This is a genomic window from Mesorhizobium sp. WSM4806, assembly GCF_055811635.1.
Genome location: NZ_JBVVQZ010000036.1, coordinates 1 through 25,420 on the forward strand (window position 1 = coordinate 1; position 25,420 = coordinate 25,420).

A 25,420-nucleotide genomic window follows, 5' to 3' on the forward strand; every position below is an offset into this window, starting at 1 on the left:
TTACCTCAATGCGCTCCTAATCCGCGGGCAGTTAGTAGGGCATATAGCATCGGATTATCCTCAACAGATCATCATGCCCACCCTGCCATCGCAATTGGATGACCAACTTGGACAGCCAGATATCAAAAAAATTACAGAACCTTTATGATCGAAGGTTGCGGACAATGGTATCTTCACAGCAAGGTCTGAGGTCAACCACAGCCAAAAAGCTTGTGCCGAATTGCGCTCGGACGCTGCACAAGTACGCAATGCAGGGCGGACGCAATGAGGGTCAACAGCGCTACTACAATGAAGCCGTTGTATAAATTTATCATATTAGAAACTAAATCGTTTTGTAAATTTATCATATTTTAACTTTAGTCAACAGACCTCGAATGAAGTTTAACAAACATTGACTTCCTACATTCGCTAACTGCGGTTATGGTGGCTGCCTGTAACTAAGACAGAATTGGCAATTATCGAATAAAATAAGTCTTCGGACAGAGATATACAAGAAGTTCAAAGTCTTATTAAGTAAGTAACGTCCCTTAAGAAATGGGGATTTTCAGGCGAAATATCGGTGGAGATGTTTGAGAGATGGAACAAACTCTTGGTAAGGCTAAAGCACTGCTTAGTGTTGTAAAGAGTTCACTTGAGCCGTCGTATCGGCTAATTTGCTTCCCTCATGGGGGGGGTAGCGTCCAGTCGTTCCGTAATTGGCCGGACTATCTCCCTGACGACATTGAGCTTATTTGCTTGGATCTTCCCGGGCGCGGCAAACGATCAGCGGAGTCCGCCATTCGCAGGATGGACGTACTGGCACCCATGGTCATCGAGGCTCTCCAGGCATACAGCGATAGGCCTTTTGTTTTCTTCGGTCATAGCGCAGGTGCCCTCGTGGCCTACGAGATCGCCCGCTCCCTGGAGGAGGCCGGTCGGCCCTCTCCCTTCCATGTTGTCGTGTCTGCTCACCCGTCAGCGGATCTGCCCCCGGAAGAGCCGCCGATGTATAGATACGCCGATGATAAGCTAACCGATGTGATTCGTACCCTTGGCCTGGTCCCCAAGAAGGCGCTGGCAAACGAAAAACTGCTACTGGACTTCATTTTGCCGCCCCTGCGGGCCGACTTCGAACTTGCGGAGACTTACGACCGAAACCTGCCAACGCCTCTCCAGGCGGCAATCACCGCAATGGGCGGAGTTGAGGACGAAATCAATGCCAATGACCTAGACGGATGGCGTCGGCTTACGACGTCGCGCTTCGCCCGGATTATGTTCGATGGCGATCACTTTTTCACCCATTCCATGACGGAGGAGGTGGTGTCCAGCCTCCTGCGCGAGGTTAGCGAGGTGAAGGGACAACTTCCGGTTTCTATCCAACACGGCGAGGTCTTCCCTTATACTAATCTAACGCTGCATGAGCGATTCCGCAAACAAGCAGCTCTCACCCCAGACAGTCCTGCCATCGTTTCAGAGGCTACGACCATCACATATCGTGAACTCGACGACCTAAGCGACATTCTATCCAGGCACCTCCTTGGACATGGTCAGAGCCGAGGTTCCCGTGTGGGTATCCTGATGGATACTTCACCTGAATACGCCGTCGCTTTGTTCGGTATTCTAAAGACAGGGGCGGCCTACGTCGTGCTTGACAAAGCACTGCCCACCGCTGCGGTAAAGCGAATACTTGAGAAAGCATGTGTTGAAATCGTTGTCACCAACAACCGTTTCGCAGCTAAGCTTCCGCCTGACTGGTCCGGTATTGCGCTGTCGCTCGACGAGGGTTGGGAAGCACAACTCGGTAAGGCCAGCCCGGCCAATCCCGAAGCGGTGGATCTCGATGCCCCCGCCCACATTGGATTTTCGTCTGGCACGACTGGCGAACCAAAAGGGATCGTCTGCCCTCACCGAAGCGCTGTATCCTCTTACCAGTGGCGCTATTGCGCGCTGCCATATGCGCCTGATGAGCGCGAGGCGGTCAATCTCTTCGGGGCCGTCATGCGGCCGATTCTCGCCGGGATTCCAGCCTACTTGATCCCTGATGACGTTATCTATGATCCGGACCAGCTGGTCGACTACCTGGAACGAAATCGAATTTCCAGAATATTGCTAACCCCATCACTGCTGGACGTGATTATCAGCAGCGGCTTCCCCGACCTCCCCTCCCGCCTTCCCGATCTCAGATTGATCTACCTATCAGGCGAGGTACTAACAGCAGCGTTGCTTGCGCGGGTCAGGGACGCGCTGCCGCACATCAGAATCATCAATTACTACGGCGCAGCGGAGGCAAGTGATGTTTCGCATATTGACTTGAGCGAGGTCAATCCTGCGACAATACAAAAGGTCGCGCCGGTGGGTCCGCCTCAGTACAATGTCAGTGTCTATATCCTCGGGGAGCAACGCGATCCGGTCCCACTGGGCTTCTTGGGCGAGGTCTTCGTCGGCGGCGATGTCTTGGCTCATGGATATCTCGACAGCCCGGAGATGACACGCGAAAGGTTCTTTCCCGACCCGTTCCGAGCTGGTGGCACGATGTTCCGTACCGGCGATCTTGGCCGCATGCTGCCCGGTGGCCAATTGGAGATTATCGGGCGCTGCGCTTTCATGGTGAAAATCCGAGGTTTTAGCGTCGTGCCCGGGTCTGTAGAAGCTGCCTTGCTGCGCTACTCCGGGGTCCGCTCCGCCGCCGTATTGCCTGAGCTCGATGCGACGACCGGCCAGCCGGACCGACTGGTCGCCTATGTAGTCCTGCACGATGGTTGCAAAGCCTGGGAGGCTCCTTTGCGAGCGTATTTGAAGTCCGAGTTACCCCATTATGCGATACCCGCGCATTTCGTGGCGGTAAGGGAATTGCCCATTGCGGCCAACGGGAAACTTGATCGGTCGCGCCTTCGCGGGCTCGCGCAAGAGGCGTGCGCTCCGGTGATCGGTACCGACGAGGTCGAATCGGCAGTTCGCGCAGCTTGGCGCGACCTTCTCCAGGCCGAAACTGCCGATCCGGGCGACAACTTTTTCGATTGCGGCGGACACTCCCTTCTGGCTGCCCGTCTCTGCACACAGCTTCGTGAGAGTCTGAAGGTGGAGCTCCGCGTAGTGGAGGTCTTCCTCAATCCGACTTTTGAAGAACTCGCGGCTCTTCTCCGCAAACGCATCGGCGAGCAGGGACATCCCCAAAGCGGCAAGCTTCCCAAAACACCGCCAGTCTTGCCCGGTAGGCCGCCCCATTTGAAGGCGTTGGACCGTCGACGCAGCCCCGGTATGGACATTGCGGTTATTGGTATGGTCGCGCGTTTTCCTGGCGCGGAAACAGTCGATGCACTGTGGGAAAACCTCTGCCAAGGGGTCTGCTCGATCACCTCACTCTCCACGCAGGAACTCAAGGCCCGGGGCATTCCAGAGGCTGTCCTGAAGCGCCCCGATTATGTGCGCGTGGGCGCCCATCTCAACGATGTGGACCTTTTCGATCCGGATTTCTGGAACCTTTCGAGGCGTGAGGCGACGCTAATGGACCCGCAGCATCGCGTGTTTCTCGAATGCTGCTGGAAGGCACTCGAGTCGGCCGGATATGCGCCAACTCAGCATGAGGGCCGGACCGGGGTGTTCGCAGGTTCGGGCCTCCCCCTCTATCTACTACGCCATTTGAAGGGGGGCGGCCTCATCAATCCCAGCAACGCGCCGCTCGCTTTCCTGACGGAGCTCGGCAACGAGAAGGACTACCTTGCCTCGCGCGTGTCCTACATGCTGAACCTCAACGGCCCAAGCATTGCGGTGCAAACCGCATGTTCAACTGGGCTGGTGGCAATCGGGGTCGCCGCTCAGTCACTCGCTGCCGCCTATTGCGACATGGCGCTGGCAGGCGCCTCGAGTATCACCTTCCCTCAAGCGGGATATCAGTATGTCAAAAACTTCATCAATTCTTCGGACGGCGTGTGCCGAGCTTTTGATGCCGACGCCAATGGCACGGTGTTCGGAAATGGGGTAGGGGTTGTCGTTCTCAAGCGCCTCGAAGATGCCCTGGCGGCGGCCGACCCAATCCACGCAGTGATAAAAGGATGTGCCATTAACAACGATGGCCGCACCAAATCGTCCTTCTCGGCGCCTAGCGCGCAAGGCCAGACCGCAGTTGTGCGCCAAGCACTTGCCTCCGCGGCGCTCGGCGCTGAAGACGTGGAATACATCGAAACTCATGGGACTGGCACCAAGGTCGGCGACCCGATCGAGGTCCGCGCTCTGGCAGAGGCTTTCGCGGGGCAAGAGAAAACGGGCAACGCCTGTGCGCTTGGGTCAATCAAACCGAATATCGCCCATTCCAATGCCGCCGCGGGGGTCGCGAGCTTTATCAAGACAGTTCTCACGCTTCAGCACGGTGTAATACCCCCGACCATCAACATCAACCGGCTTAATGAAGATCTGGGTCTGGAAGACACGCCCTTCTTCATCAATGAGCAGCTTAGGCCTTGGCCCCGTCCGCCGGGACGCTCACGAACTGCAGGAGTCACTGGGCTCGGTATGGGAGGAACCAACTGCCATATCGTGCTGCAGGAATGGGACAGCGACAATGCAAGGGCTTGGCCCGGATCGGTTGCACGGGGATCTCACGCCCTTTGCCTATCTGCAAAGACCCCGTCGGCGCTAAGCCGGGCCTGCCGGAATCTAGCTGCGTTCTTGCGGCGTAACCGCGAGATCGATCTTGGTGACGTCGCTCATACACTACGCGTGGCGAGATGCCAGTTCGAGCATCGAACCGTCGTTGTGGCGCGCAACTTGGACATGGCCATCGCGAGGTTGGAAGAAGAGGTGGATCGTGCAGCTAATCGGACCCTTTCCTCGCCGTCGATTGGGTTCATGCTGCCCGGCTGCGGAGTGCAGCACCCGCGAATGTTCAAGGACCTCTTTGATCACGTGCCAGACTTTCGCAATGCTTTCCTGATTTGTGCCGCCGCTAGTCGCCGGCTCCTGGATCGTGACCTGGAGACGGTCATGTTTGGGGAAGACGACGCATACCGGACGGCTTCCTTCGAAGAAATCAGTGTCATGATTTTCTCCGTGCAATTCGCCATGGCGCGTTTGCTAGAACTGTTCGGAGTTCAGCCCGGTTATCTCGTCGGACACAGCATGAGCGAATACGTTGCGGCCACCCTAGCGGGCATTCTAAAAGTAGAAGATGCTGTTGGGCTGACGATCACTCGAAGCCGTGCGATGGCGAATCTTGGTATCGATGGTGCTATGCTTGCGGCCGGATGTGGCCCGAGCGAGGCTGAGCGTATCCTCAAGGAGGACCCTTGGCGTGATCCGGCTGAAGCTGGCGAGATCGGCGTCGGTGTCGTGAACTCCAATTCCGACGTCGTGTTTACCGGCAAGCGGGAACTTCTGGAAAGGCTTCAGGAAAGTCTCGAACAGCGACAGATCCCCAACAACCTCCTTAATACAGCTGGCGTCCCCAGCCATTCTTCGCTGATGAAACGAGCGACTGACATCATGGACGCGCAGGTCCGCTTACTCGAAAAGGGTCTGCCGAATGTCGCCATAGCTCTGAATTCAGGATCCTTGCATGGCGTGAAAGTACCCTTGCCGGAGAGCCACTGGAGTGGGCAAGCAACTGGGACGATCCGATTCGATCGCTCTATTCAGACCATGGTCGCGGCTGGTGTAACTGCGCTAATTGACCTTGGCCCTTCGCGCAATCTGGCGCGTTTCGCGCATGGGGCGATCAACCCGGAGGATCGCAACAACCCAATTCCATCGATTGTCCCAGCCGCGCGCGACGAGAACGATGAAGAGTCCACTGACCGCCATGTCCTTCTGGAATGCCTTGGGGCACTCTGGGCCGCAGGTGTTGCGGTGGATTGGAAACGGGCCAGTGATCAATTGGAACCGTTCGGTACTCGCCGCCGCATTCCCCTTCCAACGTACTCATTTGACGGTCACCGATGCTGGCCGGACGATCAGTCTGCGGGCCCGACGGTTCCGCGGCAGCCAGGGGAGCGAGAGCGTCAAAGGGGGGGAGTGATCACGACGCCAGACGAGCAGCCAGAAGAAGAGAAAGGATCTCTGCCAGAAAAAGAAGTCGAATCAGGAAAGGTCAGGATGTTGAGTAACGATGATCCGAGGAGAATTTTTCTTGATGAAGTCAAAACTATTATGGGAGACAACGAAATATCCTTGGAAGATAACTTCTTTGATGTTGGGGGAGACAGCCTTATCGCCGCAGAGATCCAAGCTAATTTGGATAAAAGCGACCACTGGAGGTCGCCGCAATTGGATGAGATAATTGAGGCGGCGACGTTCGGCGACCTGTATGACCGAATATGCAGACGTAACCACCCGTCCCGATAAAAACACCTCAAGCTTGTTAGACTAAATGTTCGCCGGTCCCAGGAGAACATTTGGTCTAGAGCGCAGACGCAGCAGAGACACGCAGCTCTGTTTCTGGCGATCGGCGAGACTGGTAGCGGATCATCTTCCTGTACGCATGCGCCAGACTCGCACGCACACGTTCCAAAGGGAATCCCAAGTCGGACTCTTCTGTTAGGCTGTAACCACTAGATCTCCGAACCTGCTATCGCACATGGCCATCTTGCACCCAGGTGGTCGGCGGCGACAATCGATTTTTGATGAAGGCTCATATACCATGCACATCAAATGTAACTCATTGACTAGTATGGCGGTGTGACTTCCACAACCACGTGACCCATTTCCTCGAGGAGTGAACCCATCGCTTCCAGGGCGCGCAGGACTTGCGTATCCAAAACGATCGCGCCCCATTTGGTCCTTGCCATCCCGATTCTCACGGCTGGGCAAGTTCCTCCACATGCCGACGGTTCGGCTGAACTATGATGAAAGGATCGCCAGCAAGAGGACCGGAGAAACATCGAGCGCAGCAGCCATATCGTATTGCAAAGAAAGAGCGACGGCCGTCCTAAAATCAAGGCACCAGCCATCTCAAAACGCGATGGCACTGTCCGGAACATTATATTGGCCGACTCCAATGCCAAGTGGCACATACTTGGCCGGGTAGCGGATCGAACTGCATCCGCCCGTCAACGTCGTCCGACAGAAATCGAGTGACCGAATTGCAGATCAAAGACGTCCTCCTTGTGCCTGGCAACGGCGCATTCTTCTATGACGATCAAGCTGCCATTAGGTCGGGCGCAACCCAGGACGGCTTCATCTATGTCGGCGAACCGACAACGCCTGGGTTCGATTCGATTCGCATTCCAGCATCTTCGCTCAGCGTCGGGCTGGTCCTTGCCGACGAAACCGTTGTTTGGGGCGACATGATGAACGTCCAGTACTCTGGTGCTGGCGGACGCGATCCTGTGTTTGAAACTGCTCAAATCTCGGATTTGACGTCGCGCGTTGTGACGCCACGGCTTCTTGATGCCGATGCTGCTTTTTACCTTGATGCCTGCGCGACGGTTCTCGAGCCTTTCGCACATAAGCGGCTACCTCTCGGGATTGAGTATGGCGTGAGCCAGGCGCTCCTTCGTGCAGCGGCTCATCTTCAGCGTACGACGATGGCGGAGATCATATGCAGTGAATTTGACCTCCCGCTGCCAATACGTAAGGTCCCGATTTACTGCCAAAGCGGTGACGCTCGCGAAATCAATGTCGACAAAATGATCCTGAAGGCGGTGGATGTGCTTCCCCACGGCCTGATCAACTCACGGCAGAAATTCGGCCAAGGCGGCCAGACTTTCCTGGACTTCGTCAAGTGGGTTGCAACGCGTACGCGCGAAATCGGCCGTCCGGGTTATCATCCGGTGCTGCATTTCGATGTTTATGGCTGGATCGGCCTGGAAATCGGCTTGGAGCCGCAACGGATCGCCGACTTTATCTGCACGGTTGCCGATACGGTTCCGGGGTTCATCCTCAATATCGAGTGCCCCGCGGATTTTGGTTCGACGCAAGCTCAAATTGATAATTACGCCCGGATAACCTCGATTTTGAATGATAGGGAATCCAAGGCCCGCATCGTTGTGGACGAAAGGTGCAATACGCTCGAGGATATTCGGCTCTTTGCCGAAGCGAAGGCCGCGCATTTCGTGCAAATCAAGACGCCGGATGTCGGCTCAATAGCCGACACGGCGCGGGCCGTGCTTCTGTGCAAGGAGAACGAGGTAGGCGCGTACGTTGGAGGAAGCTGTACCGAGACGGATCTCTCTGCCCGGGCATCGGTCCACATATCCGTCGCGACCCAGGCCGACATGATGCTTGCAAAGCCCGGAATGGGTGTCGACGAGGGATTTTCCATCGTTGGGAACGAACAAAACCGGTTGTTTGCGATCCTGAACCGCCGTCGGGCTCATGTCGAAAAAATTGGATGAAAAGCGCGGTGTCGCATGCAGAACTCTCTTGAGGGGATCACTGTCGTAGCCGTGGAGCAGGCCGTCGCAGCGCCGTATGCATCGTCGCGCCTTGCGGATGCCGGCGCCCGGGTCATCAAGATCGAAAGGCCGGAAGGGGACTTTGCCCGAAACTACGAGAAGCTGGTGCGGGGACAGAGCGCTTACTTCGTCTGGCTCAACCGGGGTAAGGAGTCGGTTTGTCTGGACCTGAGGTTGGAGGCGGATCGTGCCGTCCTGGAATCGCTGATCGCCGCTGCTGACGTCTTCATCCAGAATCTGAAGCCGGGCAGTATCGAAAAGCTGGGTTTCGCGTCTGCAGATCTCCGTCGACGTTTTCCGCGGCTGATCACTTGCGACATTTCTGGTTTCGGGGAGAAAGGGCCGTATTCCCATTTGAAGGCATACGATCTTATCGTCCAGGCCGAAACAGGTCTGTGCGCGATCACCGGCACCCAACAAGGGCCCGCGCGTGTAGGGGTCTCGGTTTGCGACATCTCGGCGGGCATGACAGCGCATAGCGCCATTCTTCAGGCGCTGTATCACCGCGAGGTCACCGGCGAAGGGACAAGCATTCAGGTGTCACTATTCGATGCCCTCGCCGACTGGATGAATGTGCCAGTTCTGCAACACGACTATAGCGGCTATTACACGGTACGCGCCGGCGTGAACCACCCGTCGCTGGCACCCTATGGCGCCTATCGATGCGCCGACGGCAAAGAGGTTATTTTTTCGGTTCAGAATGACCGCGAATGGGCGAATTTCTGCGAGAGATTCCTGAAGCAGCCCGAGCTTACCCGCGCGCCCGGGTTTGCCGATAACATGGAGCGGCTCGGTAACCGCGCTCGTCTTGATGAGATCATCAAGCGGCGTTTTTCCGAATTGCGCTGCGAGGAGGCGATGCAGGAGCTTGAGGCGGCCGGTCTGGCATATGGCCGACTGAACGAAGTGGCGGATATTTCAAAGCATCCCCACCTTCGCAGGGTCGAGGTCGGCACACCCGAAGGTACTGTCAAGACGATAGCGCCTGCGGCCATCTTCAACTCGGAACGCCCTTCGCTGCGCCCAGTGCCGGCTCTTGGCGCGCATACGGAGAGTGTCCGGGAAGAGGTTCTGGGGCGTTTGCGCGATAGAGCCGCGTCAGCGTGAGCGCGCATCCTGTCGGTAAGTGGGCGCGCTCGGGACGGAGCGTGCCTGCTTGCCATCGCAGTGCATCGGCCGCCCAGCAAGCTCACTGCCACCGCCCTCGCTAAAATCGACTGCAGAGGCGACTCATGATCAAGGACACCATTCCGGCCGATGAAAGCGCGATGGCTGTACCCCGCTGGAGATCGCTGCTCTTCGTTCCCGCCCACGTTCCGCGCTTTGTTGAGACGGCCCATGAGCGGGGTGCAGATGGCGTCATACTGGACCTCGAAGACTCCGTTCCCCAGGATCAGAAGGGCGAGGCACGGCAGCAGCTTTCTGCATCCGTGGCAAAGGTGGGCCGCAAGAACGTATCCGTTTTGGTCCGCATGAATCGTAGTTTGCGCGCCTTGCCGGCCGAACTTGATGCAGTCGTGGTTGCGGGTGTGGACGCATTAGTTCTTCCCAAGACCGATTCGGCAGAGTGGATTTTAGAGATCGCGAATGCGGTTTCGGAACTTGAACGGGAAAGGAATCTTGCGCTGGGACGCATCCGGTTCCTTGCCCAGATCGAGTCCCCGGGCGCCTTGCAAAGGCTCGCGGCCATAGCGTCGGCGCATCCCAGGATGGTCGCAATGGCGCTCGGTCCTGAAGACTTCAGTGTCGCTGTTGGCGGCGCCCCGGAATTCGACCTTCTCTTGAGCCCGAACCTTTCCGTTCTTTTCGCTGCCCGTGCGCCGGGTTGCTCCCTCTGGGCTTTATTGGAAGCATCGGCGAGTTCTCCGACACTGACAAACTTCGTGAATCCGCGACGCATGCGCGGCGGCTTGGCTTTGCCGGAGCTTTGGCGATTCATCCGAACCAGGTGGCCATATTCAATGAAGCTTTCTCGCCCAGCGGACAGGAGCTCGAGTGGGCTCGTCGCATCCTCGCGGCGGAAAAAGATGCGGCAGCGCATGGCAGAGGCGCTTTCGCCTTTGACGGAAAGATGGTCGATCCACCGGTTATCCGACGGGCCCGAGAAATCATAGCCACGAGTCCGGAAGCCGGGTGGGCGTGAGTCCTCGGCGGCTGTTTCAGAGACCAGACTGGACGACACGACACCGAGGTGGCCCACTTGCTCGACCGTGATTTGCTACAGCGTGGCACAATTATTGCTATCGCGGCATCAGATTTCGAGATAGATTACATCGATTGGAGTTTGCCTCGGAAGAGTACCCGTGGAAATCAGGCAGTTAAGATATTTCGTCGGCGTGGTCGAAGCAGGCAGTTTTACGAAGGCCGCTTGCTTCCTTAATGTCTCCCAGAGTGCGCTGAGCCTGCATGTGCGTCAGCTGGAAGTAGGCTTCGGCACTCAGTTGCTGATACGCGACAGAACCGGCGTCAGCGTGACGGCGTCAGGAGCCAAACTCCTCGAGCGGGCACGGGCGATCCTCAAAGAAATTCGACTTACCGAGGTGGAATTGACCAACACAGCTGCTTCCCCTGCTGGGGAGGTGACCATAGGCATTCCGTCTGGAGCTGCTCGAGTCCTAAGCGGCCCGCTGCTAGAGTCGGTAAGAAACGAACTGCCCAAGGTGTCCCTCAAGATGGTCGAGGGTATGACTGGACCGCTAGAGGAGTGGATGGCTGCTGGACGCTTCAATCTGGCGGTTCTCTACCGCACCGCGGACAGTGTAGGGCGAATGACGGTGCTAGCGCGCGAAAACCTTTGTCTGGTGGTTCCGTCCGGTGAGCCGCCTTTCGAAGATGCGATATCTCTGGCTGACCTGCATGCATTCCCGCTGGCTGTTCCCATGCGCAACAACAATGTTAGGCGTTCTGTGGCTGACGTCGTCGCACAACACGGTTGCGCGCTGGACGTCAAGTTTGAAGTGGACTCGCTTTCAACGATCATCAACATGGTGATAGAGGGGAAAGCCCATTCTATTCTCGCCCCGTCTGCGGTTCAGAAAGAAGCCTCTCAAGGGCTGGTCCGTGCAATCAAGATCGTCGACCCGATGATTACCCGCTCCGTTGTGCTTGCGGTAAATCCGAAAGATGAGCGTTCTGCGGCCGTTTCCGCGATACGCAAGCTCATTCCGAAGGTCGCCAGAGAGTTAATAGAGAGCCGCCGCTGGGCAGCATCCGTTCCTGACGCCACCTGACAACCGTCGATCTATAAAACACGGCCTTTTTGCCATCGGAATAGATCGATCTGGATTCCAGATGGATTTCGGCACTAATCGATATTTGACCCGCCGCGACCGTCGCGATGAAACTGGCTCAGGCGAGAGTTCAGCGGTTTCGACATCGAACGGTGCTCGCCTGGAAATTCAGAGCAGTGGAGCGCGCATGTCCGACGCTAGGAGCAACGAGCTCTTTATAAACGGCAAATGGCGAGCCGGTGGTAGCAGAGCCACATTGCCGGTGATTAATCCAGCCACGGAGGAGGTATTTGCCTCGGTGGCCTCGGCGACGGTGTCGGATCTGGATGAGGCCCTCGCTTCGGCAGAACGCAGCCGCAAGGCTTGGTCTTCATGGCCTGCAAAAGAACGTGCCGAAATCCTGGCAGCAGCCGCAAGAATTTTGGCAACGAAGATTGAAGCAGCAGCCAGGGATTTATCGGCCGAACAGGGAAAAACGGTCGCCGAAGCAACAGGTGAGTACGCACGCGCCGTCGAAACGCTGGAATGGAACGGCAGCCGTGCCGAAGAGCTGTCGGCGCCGATCCCGTTAGGCCCGAACAGGATGATCGTGCCGGAGGCGCTCGGTGTCGTCGCTGCCTTTACACCGTGGAACTATCCAGCCGTTCTCATCGCCCGCAAGCTCGCCCCCGCGCTGGCGGCAGGCTGCCCGGTGATCCTTAAAGGGGCTGAAGAGACACCGAGCGTGGCTGTCCATATCGTGGAATCGTTGCGTCAAGCAGGCATTCCGGATGGCGTGATCAATCTGGTCTTCGGCGTTCCGGTGCATATATCGCGGCATCTGCTCAGTTCGCCAATCGTGAAGGTCTTGACTTTCACCGGTTCAACCGCGGTTGGAAAACAGCTGGCCACGCTTGCCGCGAATAACTTACAGCGCTGCATCCTTGAACTGGGTGGACACTCCCCAGTCATTGTGTGCGAGGATGCTGATCTGGCGAAGGCCATACCGGCTATTTCGGAATACAAGTTCGAGTGCGCGGGCCAAAGCTGCAATGCGCCCAGCAGGATCCTCGTCGCGCGGACACGCTACGAGGAATTCCTATCCCGGACGACGGAAGCCGTCCGCCAGATCAGGATAGGCCTACCGGACGACCCTGCAACGGAGATGGGACCGATGGCAAACGCGCGGCGAATCGAGGCCATGCAGCGCCTGACCAAGGATGCGGTCGATCGTGGCGCCCGCATCGAGACAGGTGGAACCCGCCTCGACCGACCGGGCTTTTACTGGCCGCCAACCATCCTGACGGGCGTGCCAAAGGAAGCGAGAGTGCTTCATGAAGAGCCGTTCGGACCGATCCTCACGGTCGCGCCGTTCGATACGATCGAAGAGGCCATCGAGGAAGCCAACGCCACCGAGTACGGCCTGGCCGCCTATTTCTTCACCGACGCTGCCGATGCGCAACAGAAGCTTATCAACGGTCTTTCGGCGGGCGCTATCAGTGTGAATTACCTGAAAGGGGTTTCCGCAGACGCGCCATACGGGGGTGTCAAGCAGAGCGGCTATGGATATGAGGGCGGAGAGCAGGGGGTGCGAAGCTTCCAAATCCTAAAAATGGTCAACGGCCTCAGTTCATTTGGATGAGATCCGGTGGGAAATAGAACACGGACCATCCGCGGCAAGGACATCACAAGGAGCGTCGCCGACGCCCTTCAGTACATCTCATATTACCATCCTCCAGATTATATTCGTTCTCTTTCGCAGGCCTACGCGCGCGAACAGAGCCCGGCGGCGAAGAACGCCATCGGGCAGATTCTGCTGAATTCCCGTATGGCGGCCTTCGGGCGGCGCCCGATCTGTCAGGACACCGGACTTGTGGTGGTCTTCGCAAAGGTCGGCATGGACGCCCGCATCAAGTCAACGGGCAGTTTCGCAGACCTCGTCAATGAGGGCGTCCGTCGGGCATATCTCGATCCGGACAATCCGCTTCGTGCATCGATCGTCTCCGATCCTCTCGCGGGGCGGCTCAACACTCGTGACAACACGCCAGCAGTCGTCCACGTCGACCTGGTGCAAGGTAACCAGATTGAGATCACCATCGCCGCAAAAGGTGGTGGGTCAGAGAACAAGGCACGTTTTACGACCCTCAACCCCAGCGCCTCTGTTTCCGACTGGGTGGTCGATACCGTTTCGGCCCTCGGCAGCGGATGGTGTCCGCCTGGCCTGATCTCCGTTGGTATCGGTGGTAGTGCTGAAAAGGCGATGCTGCTGGCCAAGGAGGCCATGAACGAGCCAATCGATATGGCGGAATTGATCGCCAGAGGCCCTTCAGGCGCGGAGGAGGCACTGCGGATTGAGCTTTATGAACGGATTAACGCGCTCGGGATCGGCGCCCAGGGCCTTGGTGGTCTGACGACGGTCGTCGATGTCAAGGTTGCGACCTATCCTACCCATGCAGCGTCCAAGCCCGTTGCACTCATCCCGCAATGCGCCGCCAACCGGCACCTGAAAATTGCCCTGGATGGCTCTGGACCAGTCAGGCTGGAGCCGCCCGACTTGCGCGAATGGCCAGACATTGGAGCCGACGAATTGAGGCCAGCCGGCGTTCGCCGCGTTAATCTCGATGCGCTGACGAAGGAAGAGACGGCATCCTGGCGCTGTGGTGAAACGCTCCTGCTGTCCGGAAAGATGCTGACGGGCCGTGACGCCGCCCACAAGCGGATGGTCGAGTTGATCGACGCCGGCAAGCCGCTTCCGTTCGATCTGCAGGGACGCGTGATCTACTACGTTGGACCCGTCCGCGCCGTGAGAGATGAGGTCGTCGGACCGGCTGGCCCAACGACCTCCAGCCGCTTGGACGATTTTACGGACAAGGTGCTCGCCGAAACCGGGCTTTTCGCGATGGTGGGCAAAGCGGAGAGGGGACGGGCGGCCACCGAGTCGATTGTAAGTTACAAAACGCCGTATCTCATCGCAGTAGGGGGGGCTGCCTACCTGATATCAAAATCAATCAAGTCAGCGCGGCTCATTGCCTTCAAAGACCTGGGCATGGAAGCAGTCTATGAATTCGAGGTGCAGGATATGCCTGTCATCATGGCTGTCGATGTTGAGGGAAACTCCATTCACAATTCCGGGCCCCTTGAGTGGCGTAAACGCATGGCGGCGGACAGCATTGCACGCAACATCGGCGTTTGAGTCTTCCCGGCCAGGCCCGGTTGGTTGGCATCAATTCCATCGTCGACAACGGCTGTAGAGCAGAAGGTCATGAAGAAGCCTAATCCTGTGCGCCTGGACGCTTGGGATCTCCGGATTCTTTCAGAGATTCAGTCCGACGGTCGGATATCAAAAAGCGAGCTTGCGAAGCGAGTTCATCTTTCGGCGTCGGCCTGCTCGGAGCGGCTCCGTGCACTCGAGGTCGCAGGGATTATTGAGGGGTTTTACGCGCGGCTGAGTCCGGCCCTCATCGGGGGCATGGTCTTTGTAATGGTGGAGGTCGTGCTGGATCGTCATCGCCTCGAGGACCAAAGACACTTCGAGACTGCGATCCAAGAATATCCGGAAATCCTGGACTGCTGGGCTATCGGCGGGCGGATCGATTATCTGATGCGCGTCGCATCTCTTTCCATGGCTGCGTATCAGGATTTCATGGAGGGACTGCTGCAGGCAGGCTTGGGGATCGATCAATATTACAGTCTTGTCGTGACCAAACCGGTGAAATCCAATTCGCCGATCCCCTTGTCCGCACTAAGGCACCGGTGAACGCCGAAGCCTTGGTTTCCACGGCGTTTAACCTCGATACCGCGAATTCGTCGGCTAAAGGCGTGCATTCCCGTGAAACTCGAGACGCGTATGCGGTATGCTATTTCTAGAGAGGCGGCCGGCCAAGTGCTCTCCGCCAACTATGGCGAGGAGAGGGACCATGCGGTTGAGTAATCTGGGAACCGAGCAGCTCAGAGATAAGGATCGAAGCTTCGTCTTTCATCCGTCTACGCATTTGGCCAAGCACAGCCGAGGCGAGACGCCAAACCGGATTATGGCCGGTGCGGCAGGTGTCTATATCTGGGATACCGAAGGCCGAAAGAGCCTCGACGGTTTCGGCGGGCTCTACTGCGTCAATATGGGGTATGGCTGCACGGAAATTGCCGAGGCCATTGCCAGGCAGGCGCACGAATTGCCGTTCGCCCATGTCTATGCAAGTCAAGGTACGGAGCCAGTCGCCCTCTTGGCAGAGGCCGTGGTCGAGTATTTTGGTCAGAACACGCGAAGGGTCTTTTTCGGCCTTTCCGGCTCCGACGCCAACGAAACCAACATCAAGCTGGTCTGGTACTACAACAACATTCTAGGCCGCCCTGAAAAGAAGAAGATCATCTCGCGAAATCGTGGCTATCATGGGTCTGGGCTGGTCACGGGTAGCCTGACAGGCCTTCCCTTCTTCCATAATTTCTTCGACCTGCCGCTCGATTTGGTGCGCCATACCACGACGCCGCACCACTATCGCCAAGCGCATGACGGCGAAAGTGAGCAAGCATTCTCGAAACGCTGCGCGGACGAACTTGAAGCCCTCATCCTCGCTGAAGGCCCGGAGACCATTGCAGCTTTTATCGGAGAGCCGGTGCTTGGGACAGGCGGTATCGTTCCGCCCCCAAAAGGATATTGGGCCGCTATCCAAGGCGTGCTCGACAAGTACGATATCCTTCTGATCGCCGACGAAGTGGTCTGCGGGTTTGGACGAACCGGCGAGAAATTCGGTTCCCACCTCTACGGCATGCGGCCGGATTTCGTGACCATCGCCAAGGGTTTGAGTTCCGCCTACTTGCCCATCTCCGGGTCAATCATTGGCGACCGCGTCTGGTCGGTCTTGGAACAAGGAACAGAAAAGCACGGCGCCCTCGGCCATGGCTGGACATATTCGGGTCACACGCTTTGCGCTGCGGCCGCGCTCGCCAATATTCGACTCCTAAAGGAAAAAAATATCCTGGAGCATGTCCGCGATGTCGGACCGTATTGGCATGCCCGCATGAATGCCGAACTGGCGGGACACTCCATCGTCGGCGAGGTTCGTGGTGTCGGAATCCTCTCCGCCATAGAGCTGATGCGAGATCCAAAACAAAGGATACCGTTTGAATCCGATCTGCAGGTCGGCGTTCGCGCCGCCGCTGCTCTGTTCGAGAACGGTGTCATCGGCCGCGCCATGCCGCACGGCGATATCCTCGGCTTTGCCCCGCCTTTGATCATCACCCGGAAGGAGATCGACATAATCGTCGACGCCACCGCTAAATCTGTCGAGATAACCTATCGCGCGCTGAAGGCCGAGGGTGCGGTATGAACAGCGCCCACGCAAGCGAGCCCCAGATTCGACGACATCCCGGTAACCAACGTGGTGTTCCCTGGGGTGAACTTTCCCACGGACCAGACGCTTTGACGTCATGCTGTCGTTAGGACTGGTCGTCCATTGGTGCCCATTGGTGAAAACGGGTTGACAGCGCATTTCGCGCCGAGCCGACCGAAACTGCTAAATTTCAAGCCGTCAGATTCTAAGCCTGCTTCGGATGACTTCGATCGCAAGCGGTAACCAAATCAGTTTTGCCGCCGCTGTCCTGTTGCCCAAGACCAGGGCGCTTGTGCGGCGCGCCCTGCCGGTGTACCTCCCCACCGGCAGGGCGCCTTTTTTGACCCGCTGGATCAGGGTGATTGTAGCGCGTCCGCAATCGAGAATTCGAGAAGGAGGCCATCTGTATATCCGGATGGCACATCGAGCTTCGATATTTCTATTGCACCATAGCAATCGCCCACAATTGCAGAGTAGACGCGCGGCTGACGGCAGCCGGCGTGGAGCTCGCACGCAACCCCCTTCACATGATCGAAGGTCCACGGAGTAGTCACCGCAGTGAATTCTCTCCAGCGTCCAATATCTCGAGGGCGAGTCTCCTCGCCGTAGCTGCCAAGAAGCCAGAAAGTCCCAGGTTTTATTGAAAACAAGCCGCAGGAGAAAATGCAGCTCGTCTTCGAAACTTTGCTGGAAGAATTGTCTTTGAGCGTCGATCAGGTCGATTTGCGTGACGCACTGGCTAACGCGGCCGGCGCCTTCGACATTCGCGCATTCGCTTATCTGTCTCTGGTGCCTGATGGCGTCACAAAGCCCAGGCTGATATCGAACTATCATTCCGGCTGGACGTCGCACTACTTGCGCCACCAATATGAAAGGATCGACCCGGTCATAGGATGGGCAAGATACAGCGGATTTCCCTTCCGGTGGGGACCGGGTTTCGGCTATGCCGGCATTTCAAAGCGACAACAGCAGCTTTTCGATGAGGCTGCCGAATTCGGCATCTGCTGCGGACTGACGATTCCACTTGTCGATCGCCGAGGCGGAGCTGCTGCGATGACCTTCGCGGCAGACAGGCTCGATCCGACCTTCCTGCGCATCGCCGAGCGATATGAACAGGCGCTAGAGATTATGGCGATGTGCTTTCACGTTGGCGTTCGCCGCAAGCTTTCGGGTGATCTGGCGGTGGACGGTGTTTCGCTCACGCCCCGTGAGTACGAGTGCCTGCAATGGACGGCGAAGGGCAAGTCCGCCTGGGAGATCGGCTGCATCTTGGGGATCAAGGAGCGAACGGCCGCTTTCCATCTGGACAATGCCAAGAAGAAGCTCGGCGTGCGCACCAAAAATCAGGCGGTGACGCTGCTGGCCTCCTCACGATCATCAATTCTCTGAGGGACAGAATCCCTCTTTTATCTACCTGTGCAACTGCACAGGCAGTCGCGGCATGAAGGTTCGCCTCCAATGGCAGGGTCATACCTGCGAGGAGACCATCATGATTGAGCTTATTGCGCCCGGCTGGTACGGCGCCTTTGCCGACGAACTTCATGAAATGCACCGCCTGCGCTACCGCGTCTTCAAGGAACGGCTGGACTGGAACGTGCGCACGACCGGCGGCTTCGAGATCGATTCATTCGATTCCCTGAAACCGCACTATCTCGTGTTGCGCGATTCCGCCGGTCGCGTCGGGGGCGGCGTACGCCTTCTGCCCTCGACGGGGCCGACGATGCTGCGAGATGTCTTTTCGAGGCTGTTGGAAGGGAGAGCGGCACCCGAGGAACCGAGTGTCTGGGAAAGCAGCCGTTTCGCCCTTGATCTCCCACCGTCTGCACCGAAGGGCAGTGGGAGTATAGCTGTTGCCACGTATGAACTTCTCGCTGGCATGATCGAGTTCGGTTTGTCACGGCAACTCACCCATTTCGTCACGGTTACGGATTTGCGCATGGAGCGAATCCTGCGTCGCGCCGGATGGCCGCTGGTACGGATAGGTAAGCCCCAGACAATCGGCACCACGCGCGCCGTTGCCGGCTTTTTGGATGTCTCAGAGGAGAGCCTTGCTGCGGTCCGCCACAATGGCGATCTTGGCGGTCCCGTGCTGTGGGCGCCGGTACTCTGCAGTGGCGCCTGAGATGGTTATGATAGGTAATGACGCCGACGGGCCGGACTGGCAGGATGAGAAATCCTATCGCTATACGCGCTACCTGACCCGAAGCGGCTGGGCCTGGGAATTCCTGCGGCGCAATCCGGCCTTCCAGCGTGACTTGAGGCACGCGCTTGAACACGCAGAATTCGCAGAAAGGCGCTTCGACATAGAAGTGGTGAGATCGTCGCTCGATCTGACGCGGTGGGGGCTCCTGTTTCGCAAGCTCGTTGAGGCCTGATGCGAATGTGTTCTGGTGCTCCCGCCAATGCCCGCATGTCCTGCCGGTCATTGCAGAAAAGGCATTGTCGCCCGAAACGCTTTCGTTTGATCTCGCTGCAATGCCATGTCGGGCGGCACTCGTGATCACGGCGGACGGTCGCCAGCATGTCATGCTGCGAAATGCTCACCGGGATTTACAACTGGTTGTGGAGGGCGCGGACGTTTTGCGCCCCGTTCCGCTTTCCGTCGACGCGATCTGGCCCGCCGATCGGATGAGACAGCAGTTGAATGCGTTCGAATGCCTCAATGCTCTTCACGCGACCGGACAACTTCCCGACAGGCTGTTTCCGCCCGAAGCGCGCGCCAACCGTCTGCGCTTTGTCCTCCAGGCGCTTGACGGCTCGCTAGGCGGTGCATCGCACCGTGAAATCGCAATGGCCCTGTTGGGCCGACAACGCGTCAGGGCCGACTGGACGGATCCGCGCAACCACCTTCGCGATCGCATCCGCCGTGCCGTCCGGCGCGGTCACATGCTCATGGATCGTGGCTATTGGGATTTCCTCGCCTGAAAGTAATTGGAATAGCTCACCTGGAGCCGGTCAGCGCGCGAACAGTTCTTTGTATCCAGTCGTAACCATCCAGTTTGCCCGATCGAGATGGCTGCGAACCGCCATTCGGGCGCGCTCAGGTTCTTGCATCGGATCGATGCCGAGGACGAGCTGCGCCATCTCGTCTTCGCTGGCATCGTCGGCGGACGCGTCCAGGAGCCTCATATAGATCGTGAAGTGCTCGTTGTCGTAAGCGGTCAGACGGTCCGACCACGGGACTTCGTCTTGAACTTTGGGTTTCATCGCGACCTCCTGCGGTTTGGGTTTGTCGTTATCAGATAGGGCAAGATATCTCCTCGTTGGGCTAATCATATCGAATAGGCACGATCGTTCCTAGAACGATAGTTCCGGTTCTGGTCCCTTTCTTGCCATGGACCTCAAGGAGGTCATGGCGATCAACATGCGTCGTTTGCGCCATGATCAGGACCTGACGCAGGAAGAATTGGCTGCCCGCGCAGAGCTGAGCATGCGCTATGTGGGCTCGATCGAGCGTGCTCGGGTTTCCGCAAGCGTCAGTGTGCTTGGCCAGCTGGCAAAAGCGCTTGACGTTGATCCTTGTGAGTTGATTAGGCCGCAGTAACAAAGGCGATCCGGCCCATCCCGGATTGCCGAATTCGATTTTGATGGCGCGCAACCGGCCGCCAGTGAACTGAGCCCGCTTTCTTCGACATGGGTCTAGACCATTCGGCTTCGCTCCCTGGCGCAGCTTGCGTGACCTACAGCGCTGACCTTGAGCGATAATCATCGTCAGATCGCATCCGGGAAGTCGCGATCCCTAACAGCAGGTAGTTCGGGCAAAGTCGATGCTCGTGCGAGTTGCTCCTTAAGTTTGTAGAGTATACTCCGTGGTGAAATCCTCAACAAGAGGGTGGCCTCTCGCGTATGGGAATCCGAGAGGTCTTTGCCCGCAATCTGCGTAGGCTTCGCGAGAAAAAGAAGCTCTCGCAGGAGGCGCTGGCACATGAAGCTGGTGTTGATCGAACCTACATCAGCGCTCTTGAGCGCAGTGTATATGCTGCTACCATCGACATGGTCGAGAAGCTCGCTACGGTGCTGGAGGTTGAGCCGGCAAGGATGCTCGATCCGCGATCTGAATAGACTTAAGCATCGTCTGATGCCGAGATCCCTTCGATCGCCTCGCCAACGCCGGCTGCTGGAACAGCTGATAGCGGCGCGCAAGAACAAGGGCTTAACCCAGGCCAAGGTTGCCGAAGCGCTTCGCTGCCCGCAGTCTTTCGTGGCCAAGTATGAGGGCGGTGAACGTCGCATGGACTTCATTGAGTTCCTCGACGTAGCCGAAGCGCTCGAAATCGACCCTTGCGGGGTTCTCGCACGTGTGCGTTGCTTGCGTGACCGATAGCTCGTGCTGTGCTTGGCTTGAGCGACCAACGTCATCGAAATCGCATCCCTGGATTTGCTGCCCCCGCGGCAGATGGTTCGGGCAAATCGATGACAATGTGGATTACATATTATAGTTGATAAACTCAAGGCCCGTGATCCGCTGACCTCCGCGCATGGATATGCGCAAGCTGGTCGGACGAAATGCACGCAGGATCAGGGAGAAGACCGGCTTGACGCAGGAGCAGCTTGCCGAGATCTCCGGATTCAGCCAGCAGTACATCAGCGGGCTGGAGAAGGGCAAAAGGAACCCCACCATCGTCACGCTTTATGAACTGGCACAAGCCCTCCGTGTCAGCCACATCGATCTGGTGCGACCTGACTGACCAGGATTAAGCGCTATTGGAAATGGCGCCGACGCGCCGCGGACATTTCGACCGCATCCGTCGCGTAGATGACGGCGCGCACACTCGGATAGGCGAAGAACGGCACGACGTGCTGCCAGTCGCGCCGCCAGGTGATCGCCGGGTGTCGCCGGCCCAGTCGCCGGCCTCGAAGTCCTCCAGAGCCTTCATGCCGGCTTGGCGTCCGCGCCCCGGCAGATGGCGCTGAGCGTCGGCACACCGGCTTTGCGATCCTTCCATGACACGAAATCAAGTAAATGGTGGATCGGGCAGGTTAGCACTGTCGCCTCGGGAAAGGTGGCGCCGATCGCCTCCCTCTTAGCCAAGCAGTTCGCCAGCTTGCCGTTTTACCAGCACCTCGCCAATCTCGTTGCGTTCTTGTTTAGGCGTTGCAACAGATCCTTCAAAGAAATTCATGGAATCTTTGCGACCGCAAATCGCCGTCAATGGTACGCTCACCACAATTTTCGAGTTCAGTGGCGGCAGAAATCTGGTGCGTTTTATGTTCCGCTGCCGAACAGCATTTGCGAAGAGCGCGAAATGACAAAGCCAGCAGGACGAGGGTTCGGTTCTTCTATTTGGCGTCGTGCTGGCCAATGATAATACTTTATCGATCGCCTAATGACAGCAGCACATCTTGATCGCCTTCGGATCCTGGGCCTTTGCGCGCATGCCGACCTGACTGTCTGCGAACTAGCGGAGATTCTCGATTTTCGTCGGGAGCGCGTTGCGCGACACGTCCGGATGCTCGCCAGAGCCGACTTTCTTTGCGGCAACGGACAACGTCCTTGACCTCATATCATCTCAATGCAGGGGGCAAGGACGGAGGGTTGGTTCAATTCTTGGTCGATCTCCTGCCCCACGACGATTGGTATCATAAGCGGGACCTGGAGCGGCTCGAGGCGGTACAAGACGCGTGGTCGAAGGAGACTGCTGCTTGATCGTAAAAAAATCTGCCCAGATGGGAGCGCAACATTACCATGAAAAACTCCGCTGACGCAGCCATCGCAGAGCCCGGCACATACGGATGGTCTTCCTTGGTCCACGTCGTTTGCCACGTTCACGAACTAGTTCTACGACAGAGGCGGCAGGAGCGGACGACGCTCAAACTCATCGCATCTGAGAACTTTGCCTCCTCAGCCGTGCTGGAAGCGACCGGCTCGATCTTCACGAACAAGTACGCCCAGGGGTACCCGGGTGCGCGCGACTACGCGGGAAACGAGATCGTCGATGAGCTTGAGACCCTCGCGATCGAGCGCCTGAAATCGCTGTTTGGCAATGAGCACGCCAACGTCCAGCCCTATTCCGGCTCGCCGGCCAATCAGGCCATCTATCGAGCACTGTTGAGTCCGGGAGACAAAGTGATGGGCTTGCCTCTCCCCGAGGGCGGCCATCCGACCCATGGTTGGGCCGGCAACTTCTCCGGCAGCGATTACCAACACGTCCCCTATGGTCTGCACGAACAGACGCAGCAAATTGACTATGACCGCTTGCGCGAGACAGCCAGGTTGGAACGGCCGAAACTGATTTGGGTCGGCGGAACTGCCTACCCGCGTGTCTTTGACTACGCGGCAATGGAAGAAATCGCTCTGGAGGCGAACTCCTATCTTGTGGCCGACATTGCGCACATCAGCGGCCTGATTGTAGCCGGAGCGCATCCGAATCCCGTGGCTCATTGCGACGTCGTCACCAGCACATCTCACATGTCGATCCGCGGCCCCCGTGGAGGCTTTATTCTGTCGAAGAATGAAGATCGCTATCAGGCGCTCTATCATCGGACGAGCAAACACAATCTCGCCAAACGGATTGATCGCGCGGTGTTTCCTCAACTGCAAGGTGGGCCCCATGTGAATACCATCGCCGCGCTAGCTGTCGCTTTGCATGAGGCCGCGACCCCGTCTTTCCGCACCTACGGTCAGCAGGTCGTCAAAAATGCCAAGGCTCTGGCCGAGGCGCTTCTGGACCGTGGTTATGACCTGGTCACTGGCGGGACTGACAATCACATGCTGATCCTTGATCTGCGGGACCGGCCGCTATCAGGCAAAGCCTATGCCGGGCGCCTAGCCGAGGCAGGAATCATTACGAACTTCAATATGGTGCCGGGCGACCCGCGCGATCCAGCGGTTACAAGCGGGATCCGGTTAGGGTCGCCAGCAGTGACGTCCATGGGCATGCGCGATGGGGAAATGGTGCAGATCGCCGCTTTTATTGATTTGGTCTGCCGCCAGCCCGACCGCCCAAATGTCATGCGAATGTGCGAAGAGACGTTGCCGACTTCTGCAGTGCGTTCGATGTTCCCGGCATCAGCGACCGGTAAGGCCGCCCCAATCCAGAAACTTCCCACCTAACCCCAACACTTGAAGCGAGGACATTCCATGATCAGGCAGTTCGTGTTCTCTTCCGAATCCGTCGGCGCGGGACACCCCGACAAGATGGCAGACAACATTTCCGATGCCATCCTCGATGCCATCCTCCGCATCGACTCGAAGGCGCGCGTGGCCTGTGAAACGTTGGTGAAGACAGGGATGGTCGTTCTGGCCGGCGAGATCACCAGCCACGCGGAGATCGATTACAGCCAAGTCGCCCGCGATACGATACTCGACATTGCGTACGACGACGATGCCATCGGCTTTGATGGTCGACGTTGCGCCGTCGTTCTCGCTCTCACCGAGCAGTCGCCCGACATAAGCCAGGGCGTTGATGAAGGACGAGGGCAGGATCTCGAGCAGGGGGCGGGGGATCAGGGCCTCATGTTTGGATTCGCATGCAACGAGACGGATACATTGATGCCCTTGCCGATCCAACTCGCTCACCATTTGACGAAAAGACAGGCAGAGATCCGGAAAACGGGACAGCTTGGCTGGCTGCGTCCGGACGTAAAATCTCAAGTCTCCGTACGCTACGAGGGTCTCCGCCCGGTGGCGCTGGACACCATAGTCCTGTCGACGCAACATGACGAGGCGGTCTCCCAAGATACAGTCCGGGAAGGCGTCATTGAGGAGATCATAAAACCGGTCCTGCCAACCCACCTGGATACTTCGGGGATCAGATTTCTGGTCAACCCAACGGGGCGATTCGTGGTCGGTGGGCCTGCCTGGCGACTTGCGGCCTCACTGGACGCAAGATCATCGTCGATACCTACGGTGGAACGGGGCGTCACGGCGGCGGCGCCTTTTCGGGCAAGGACCCATCTAAGGTTGACCGCTCAGCAGCCTATGCCGCCCGGTATGTCGCGAAGAATATCGTTGCCAGCGGACTTGCGGAGGTCTGCGAGGTTCAGCTTGCCTACGCGATCGGCGTCGCTGCGCCGGTGTCTATCCTCGTCAATACTTTCGGAACCGCAAGGATCGAAGAAAAAAGGATCGAGCGCCCTGTTCTTGAGCTTTTCGACCTCCGACCGAAAGGCATCATCAAGATGCTTGATCTCTTACGCCCGATATACCGCAAGACGGCGTCATACGGACACTTCGGCCGTGAAGAGCCTGAGTTCACCTGGGAGAAGACGGACAGAGCCGACGACTTGCTGCGTGAAGCAGGACCGGCAGCTGCGTGAGGGCCGCTGGATCAAGCGCATGCGGCAACCCTTTTCAACTCGCTAGACCCGCGCCCGGTCGGCATAGCAGAAAGCCGGTGGGGTAGTTGGCGGAGACATTGATGCCGGATTATGACGTGCTTTGTATCGGTGATGCCATCGTCGACATCATCGCCCAGTGCGACGAGGCATTCCTGCAAACCAACGGCATCATCAAGGGCGCGATGAACCTGATCGACACGAGGCGCGCCGAGCTGCTCTACAGCCGCATGGGCCCGGC

At 57.7% G+C, this 25,420-nt stretch carries 20 protein-coding genes and 3 pseudogenes; 22 read left to right on the top strand and 1 reads right to left on the bottom strand.

Translation table 11 applies throughout. The annotated features are described in order from the left end of the window. Nucleotides 1-576: 576 nt before the first annotated feature. The 13 genes from AC0L2M_RS33330 to AC0L2M_RS33390 all read left to right on the top strand — a co-directional run bounded on the left by AC0L2M_RS33330 (nucleotide 577) and on the right by AC0L2M_RS33390 (nucleotide 19,827). The gene (locus AC0L2M_RS33330) at nucleotides 577-6,315 is read left to right on the top strand and encodes an alpha/beta fold hydrolase (protein ID WP_473537065.1); all 5,739 of its coding nucleotides are present in this window, start codon (nucleotides 577-579) and stop codon (nucleotides 6,313-6,315) included. Nucleotides 6,316-7,052: 737 nt separating this feature from the next. After that, on the top strand, nucleotides 7,053-8,306 hold the full coding sequence (locus AC0L2M_RS33335) for a methylaspartate ammonia-lyase (RefSeq protein ID WP_473537085.1): 1,254 nt from the start codon (nucleotides 7,053-7,055) through the stop codon (nucleotides 8,304-8,306). Nucleotides 8,307-8,321: 15 nt separating this feature from the next. Continuing rightward, complete coding sequence (locus tag AC0L2M_RS33340) at nucleotides 8,322-9,473, top strand: CaiB/BaiF CoA transferase family protein (RefSeq protein ID WP_473537066.1); 1,152 nt, start codon at nucleotides 8,322-8,324, stop codon at nucleotides 9,471-9,473. 125 nt (nucleotides 9,474-9,598) lie between these two features. Continuing rightward, nucleotides 9,599-10,480: an HpcH/HpaI aldolase/citrate lyase family protein gene (locus AC0L2M_RS33345; protein WP_473537068.1), complete on the top strand. Its 882-nt coding sequence runs from the start codon at nucleotides 9,599-9,601 to the stop codon at nucleotides 10,478-10,480. A gap of 189 nt (nucleotides 10,481-10,669) precedes the next feature. After that, nucleotides 10,670-11,596 carry a LysR family transcriptional regulator gene (locus AC0L2M_RS33350; RefSeq protein WP_473537069.1) on the top strand — a complete coding sequence of 309 codons (927 nt, stop codon included), beginning with the start codon at nucleotides 10,670-10,672 and terminating at the stop codon, nucleotides 11,594-11,596. A 187-nt stretch (nucleotides 11,597-11,783) separates the two neighbouring features. After that, a complete protein-coding gene (locus AC0L2M_RS33355; RefSeq protein ID WP_473537086.1) occupies nucleotides 11,784-13,217 on the top strand; it encodes an NAD-dependent succinate-semialdehyde dehydrogenase in 1,434 nt (477 codons plus the stop codon). Between the two features lie 6 nt (nucleotides 13,218-13,223). Then, entirely contained in the window at nucleotides 13,224-14,768 is a 1,545-nt protein-coding gene (locus AC0L2M_RS33360; RefSeq protein WP_473537071.1) for a fumarate hydratase, read from the top strand. Nucleotides 14,769-14,837: 69 nt separating this feature from the next. After that, complete coding sequence (locus tag AC0L2M_RS33365) at nucleotides 14,838-15,332, top strand: Lrp/AsnC family transcriptional regulator (RefSeq protein ID WP_473537072.1); 495 nt, start codon at nucleotides 14,838-14,840, stop codon at nucleotides 15,330-15,332. A gap of 160 nt (nucleotides 15,333-15,492) precedes the next feature. Next, nucleotides 15,493-16,899, top strand: coding sequence for an aminotransferase (locus AC0L2M_RS33370; RefSeq protein WP_473537073.1), 1,407 nt, complete (start codon nucleotides 15,493-15,495; stop codon nucleotides 16,897-16,899). 666 nt (nucleotides 16,900-17,565) lie between these two features. Beyond that, nucleotides 17,566-18,291, top strand: coding sequence for a LuxR family transcriptional regulator (locus AC0L2M_RS33375; protein WP_473537074.1), 726 nt, complete (start codon nucleotides 17,566-17,568; stop codon nucleotides 18,289-18,291). A gap of 100 nt (nucleotides 18,292-18,391) precedes the next feature. Beyond that, nucleotides 18,392-19,024: an acyl-homoserine-lactone synthase gene (locus AC0L2M_RS33380; RefSeq protein WP_473537075.1), complete on the top strand. Its 633-nt coding sequence runs from the start codon at nucleotides 18,392-18,394 to the stop codon at nucleotides 19,022-19,024. Between the two features lie 7 nt (nucleotides 19,025-19,031). After that, on the top strand, nucleotides 19,032-19,277 hold the full coding sequence (locus AC0L2M_RS33385; protein WP_473537076.1) for a transcriptional regulator domain-containing protein: 246 nt from the start codon (nucleotides 19,032-19,034) through the stop codon (nucleotides 19,275-19,277). 64 nt (nucleotides 19,278-19,341) lie between these two features. After that, nucleotides 19,342-19,827: a DNA -binding domain-containing protein gene (locus tag AC0L2M_RS33390; protein ID WP_473537078.1), complete on the top strand. Its 486-nt coding sequence runs from the start codon at nucleotides 19,342-19,344 to the stop codon at nucleotides 19,825-19,827. A 30-nt stretch (nucleotides 19,828-19,857) separates the two neighbouring features. Here the strand turns inward: AC0L2M_RS33390 and AC0L2M_RS33395 are convergent, their stop codons facing one another. After that, entirely contained in the window at nucleotides 19,858-20,109 is a 252-nt protein-coding gene (locus AC0L2M_RS33395) for a DNA -binding domain-containing protein (RefSeq protein ID WP_473537079.1), read from the bottom strand. 127 nt (nucleotides 20,110-20,236) lie between these two features. Between AC0L2M_RS33395 and AC0L2M_RS33400 the strand changes: the two genes are divergently transcribed. The 9 genes and pseudogenes from AC0L2M_RS33400 to AC0L2M_RS33440 all read left to right on the top strand — a co-directional run. Beyond that, the gene (locus tag AC0L2M_RS33400) at nucleotides 20,237-20,446 is read left to right on the top strand and encodes a helix-turn-helix domain-containing protein (protein WP_010913773.1); all 210 of its coding nucleotides are present in this window, start codon (nucleotides 20,237-20,239) and stop codon (nucleotides 20,444-20,446) included. A gap of 302 nt (nucleotides 20,447-20,748) precedes the next feature. Next, nucleotides 20,749-20,964: a helix-turn-helix domain-containing protein gene (locus AC0L2M_RS33405; protein ID WP_473525300.1), complete on the top strand. Its 216-nt coding sequence runs from the start codon at nucleotides 20,749-20,751 to the stop codon at nucleotides 20,962-20,964. A gap of 16 nt (nucleotides 20,965-20,980) precedes the next feature. Beyond that, nucleotides 20,981-21,226, top strand: a complete 246-nt coding sequence (locus AC0L2M_RS33410) for a helix-turn-helix domain-containing protein (protein WP_473537080.1) — start codon at nucleotides 20,981-20,983, stop codon at nucleotides 21,224-21,226. A 154-nt stretch (nucleotides 21,227-21,380) separates the two neighbouring features. Continuing rightward, nucleotides 21,381-21,590, top strand: coding sequence for a helix-turn-helix transcriptional regulator (locus AC0L2M_RS33415; RefSeq protein ID WP_473537081.1), 210 nt, complete (start codon nucleotides 21,381-21,383; stop codon nucleotides 21,588-21,590). Nucleotides 21,591-21,806: 216 nt separating this feature from the next. Next, the gene (locus AC0L2M_RS33420) at nucleotides 21,807-22,208 is read left to right on the top strand and encodes a hypothetical protein (RefSeq protein WP_473537082.1); all 402 of its coding nucleotides are present in this window, start codon (nucleotides 21,807-21,809) and stop codon (nucleotides 22,206-22,208) included. A gap of 21 nt (nucleotides 22,209-22,229) precedes the next feature. Beyond that, on the top strand, nucleotides 22,230-22,400 hold the full coding sequence (locus AC0L2M_RS33425) for an ArsR family transcriptional regulator (RefSeq protein ID WP_473537083.1): 171 nt from the start codon (nucleotides 22,230-22,232) through the stop codon (nucleotides 22,398-22,400). 188 nt (nucleotides 22,401-22,588) lie between these two features. Continuing rightward, a pseudogene (locus AC0L2M_RS33430) lies at nucleotides 22,589-23,925 on the top strand (serine hydroxymethyltransferase). 58 nt (nucleotides 23,926-23,983) lie between these two features. Then, a pseudogene (gene metK / locus AC0L2M_RS33435) lies at nucleotides 23,984-25,161 on the top strand (methionine adenosyltransferase). A 101-nt stretch (nucleotides 25,162-25,262) separates the two neighbouring features. Further along, nucleotides 25,263-25,420: pseudogene (locus tag AC0L2M_RS33440) on the top strand (adenosine kinase); the annotation flags it as partial.

Bases quoted from the DNA above. Each gene is read 5' to 3' on its own strand.
- AC0L2M_RS33330 (WP_473537065.1), top strand. From the start codon at position 577: ATGGAACAAACTCTTGGTAAGGCTAAAGCACTGCTTAGTGTTGTAAAG.
- AC0L2M_RS33340 (WP_473537066.1), top strand. From the start codon at position 8,322: ATGCAGAACTCTCTTGAGGGGATCACTGTCGTAGCCGTGGAGCAGGCC.
- AC0L2M_RS33345 (WP_473537068.1), top strand. From the start codon at position 9,599: ATGATCAAGGACACCATTCCGGCCGATGAAAGCGCGATGGCTGTACCC.
- AC0L2M_RS33355 (WP_473537086.1), top strand. From the start codon at position 11,784: ATGTCCGACGCTAGGAGCAACGAGCTCTTTATAAACGGCAAATGGCGA.
- AC0L2M_RS33365 (WP_473537072.1), top strand. From the start codon at position 14,838: ATGAAGAAGCCTAATCCTGTGCGCCTGGACGCTTGGGATCTCCGGATT.
- AC0L2M_RS33370 (WP_473537073.1), top strand. From the start codon at position 15,493: ATGCGGTTGAGTAATCTGGGAACCGAGCAGCTCAGAGATAAGGATCGA.
- AC0L2M_RS33375 (WP_473537074.1), top strand. From the start codon at position 17,566: ATGCAGCTCGTCTTCGAAACTTTGCTGGAAGAATTGTCTTTGAGCGTC.
- AC0L2M_RS33380 (WP_473537075.1), top strand. From the start codon at position 18,392: ATGATTGAGCTTATTGCGCCCGGCTGGTACGGCGCCTTTGCCGACGAA.
- AC0L2M_RS33385 (WP_473537076.1), top strand. From the start codon at position 19,032: ATGATAGGTAATGACGCCGACGGGCCGGACTGGCAGGATGAGAAATCC.
- AC0L2M_RS33395 (WP_473537079.1), bottom strand. From the start codon at position 20,109: ATGAAACCCAAAGTTCAAGACGAAGTCCCGTGGTCGGACCGTCTGACC.
- AC0L2M_RS33400 (WP_010913773.1), top strand. From the start codon at position 20,237: ATGGACCTCAAGGAGGTCATGGCGATCAACATGCGTCGTTTGCGCCAT.
- AC0L2M_RS33405 (WP_473525300.1), top strand. From the start codon at position 20,749: ATGGGAATCCGAGAGGTCTTTGCCCGCAATCTGCGTAGGCTTCGCGAG.
- AC0L2M_RS33410 (WP_473537080.1), top strand. From the start codon at position 20,981: ATGCCGAGATCCCTTCGATCGCCTCGCCAACGCCGGCTGCTGGAACAG.
- AC0L2M_RS33415 (WP_473537081.1), top strand. From the start codon at position 21,381: ATGGATATGCGCAAGCTGGTCGGACGAAATGCACGCAGGATCAGGGAG.
- AC0L2M_RS33420 (WP_473537082.1), top strand. From the start codon at position 21,807: ATGGCGCTGAGCGTCGGCACACCGGCTTTGCGATCCTTCCATGACACG.
- AC0L2M_RS33425 (WP_473537083.1), top strand. From the start codon at position 22,230: ATGACAGCAGCACATCTTGATCGCCTTCGGATCCTGGGCCTTTGCGCG.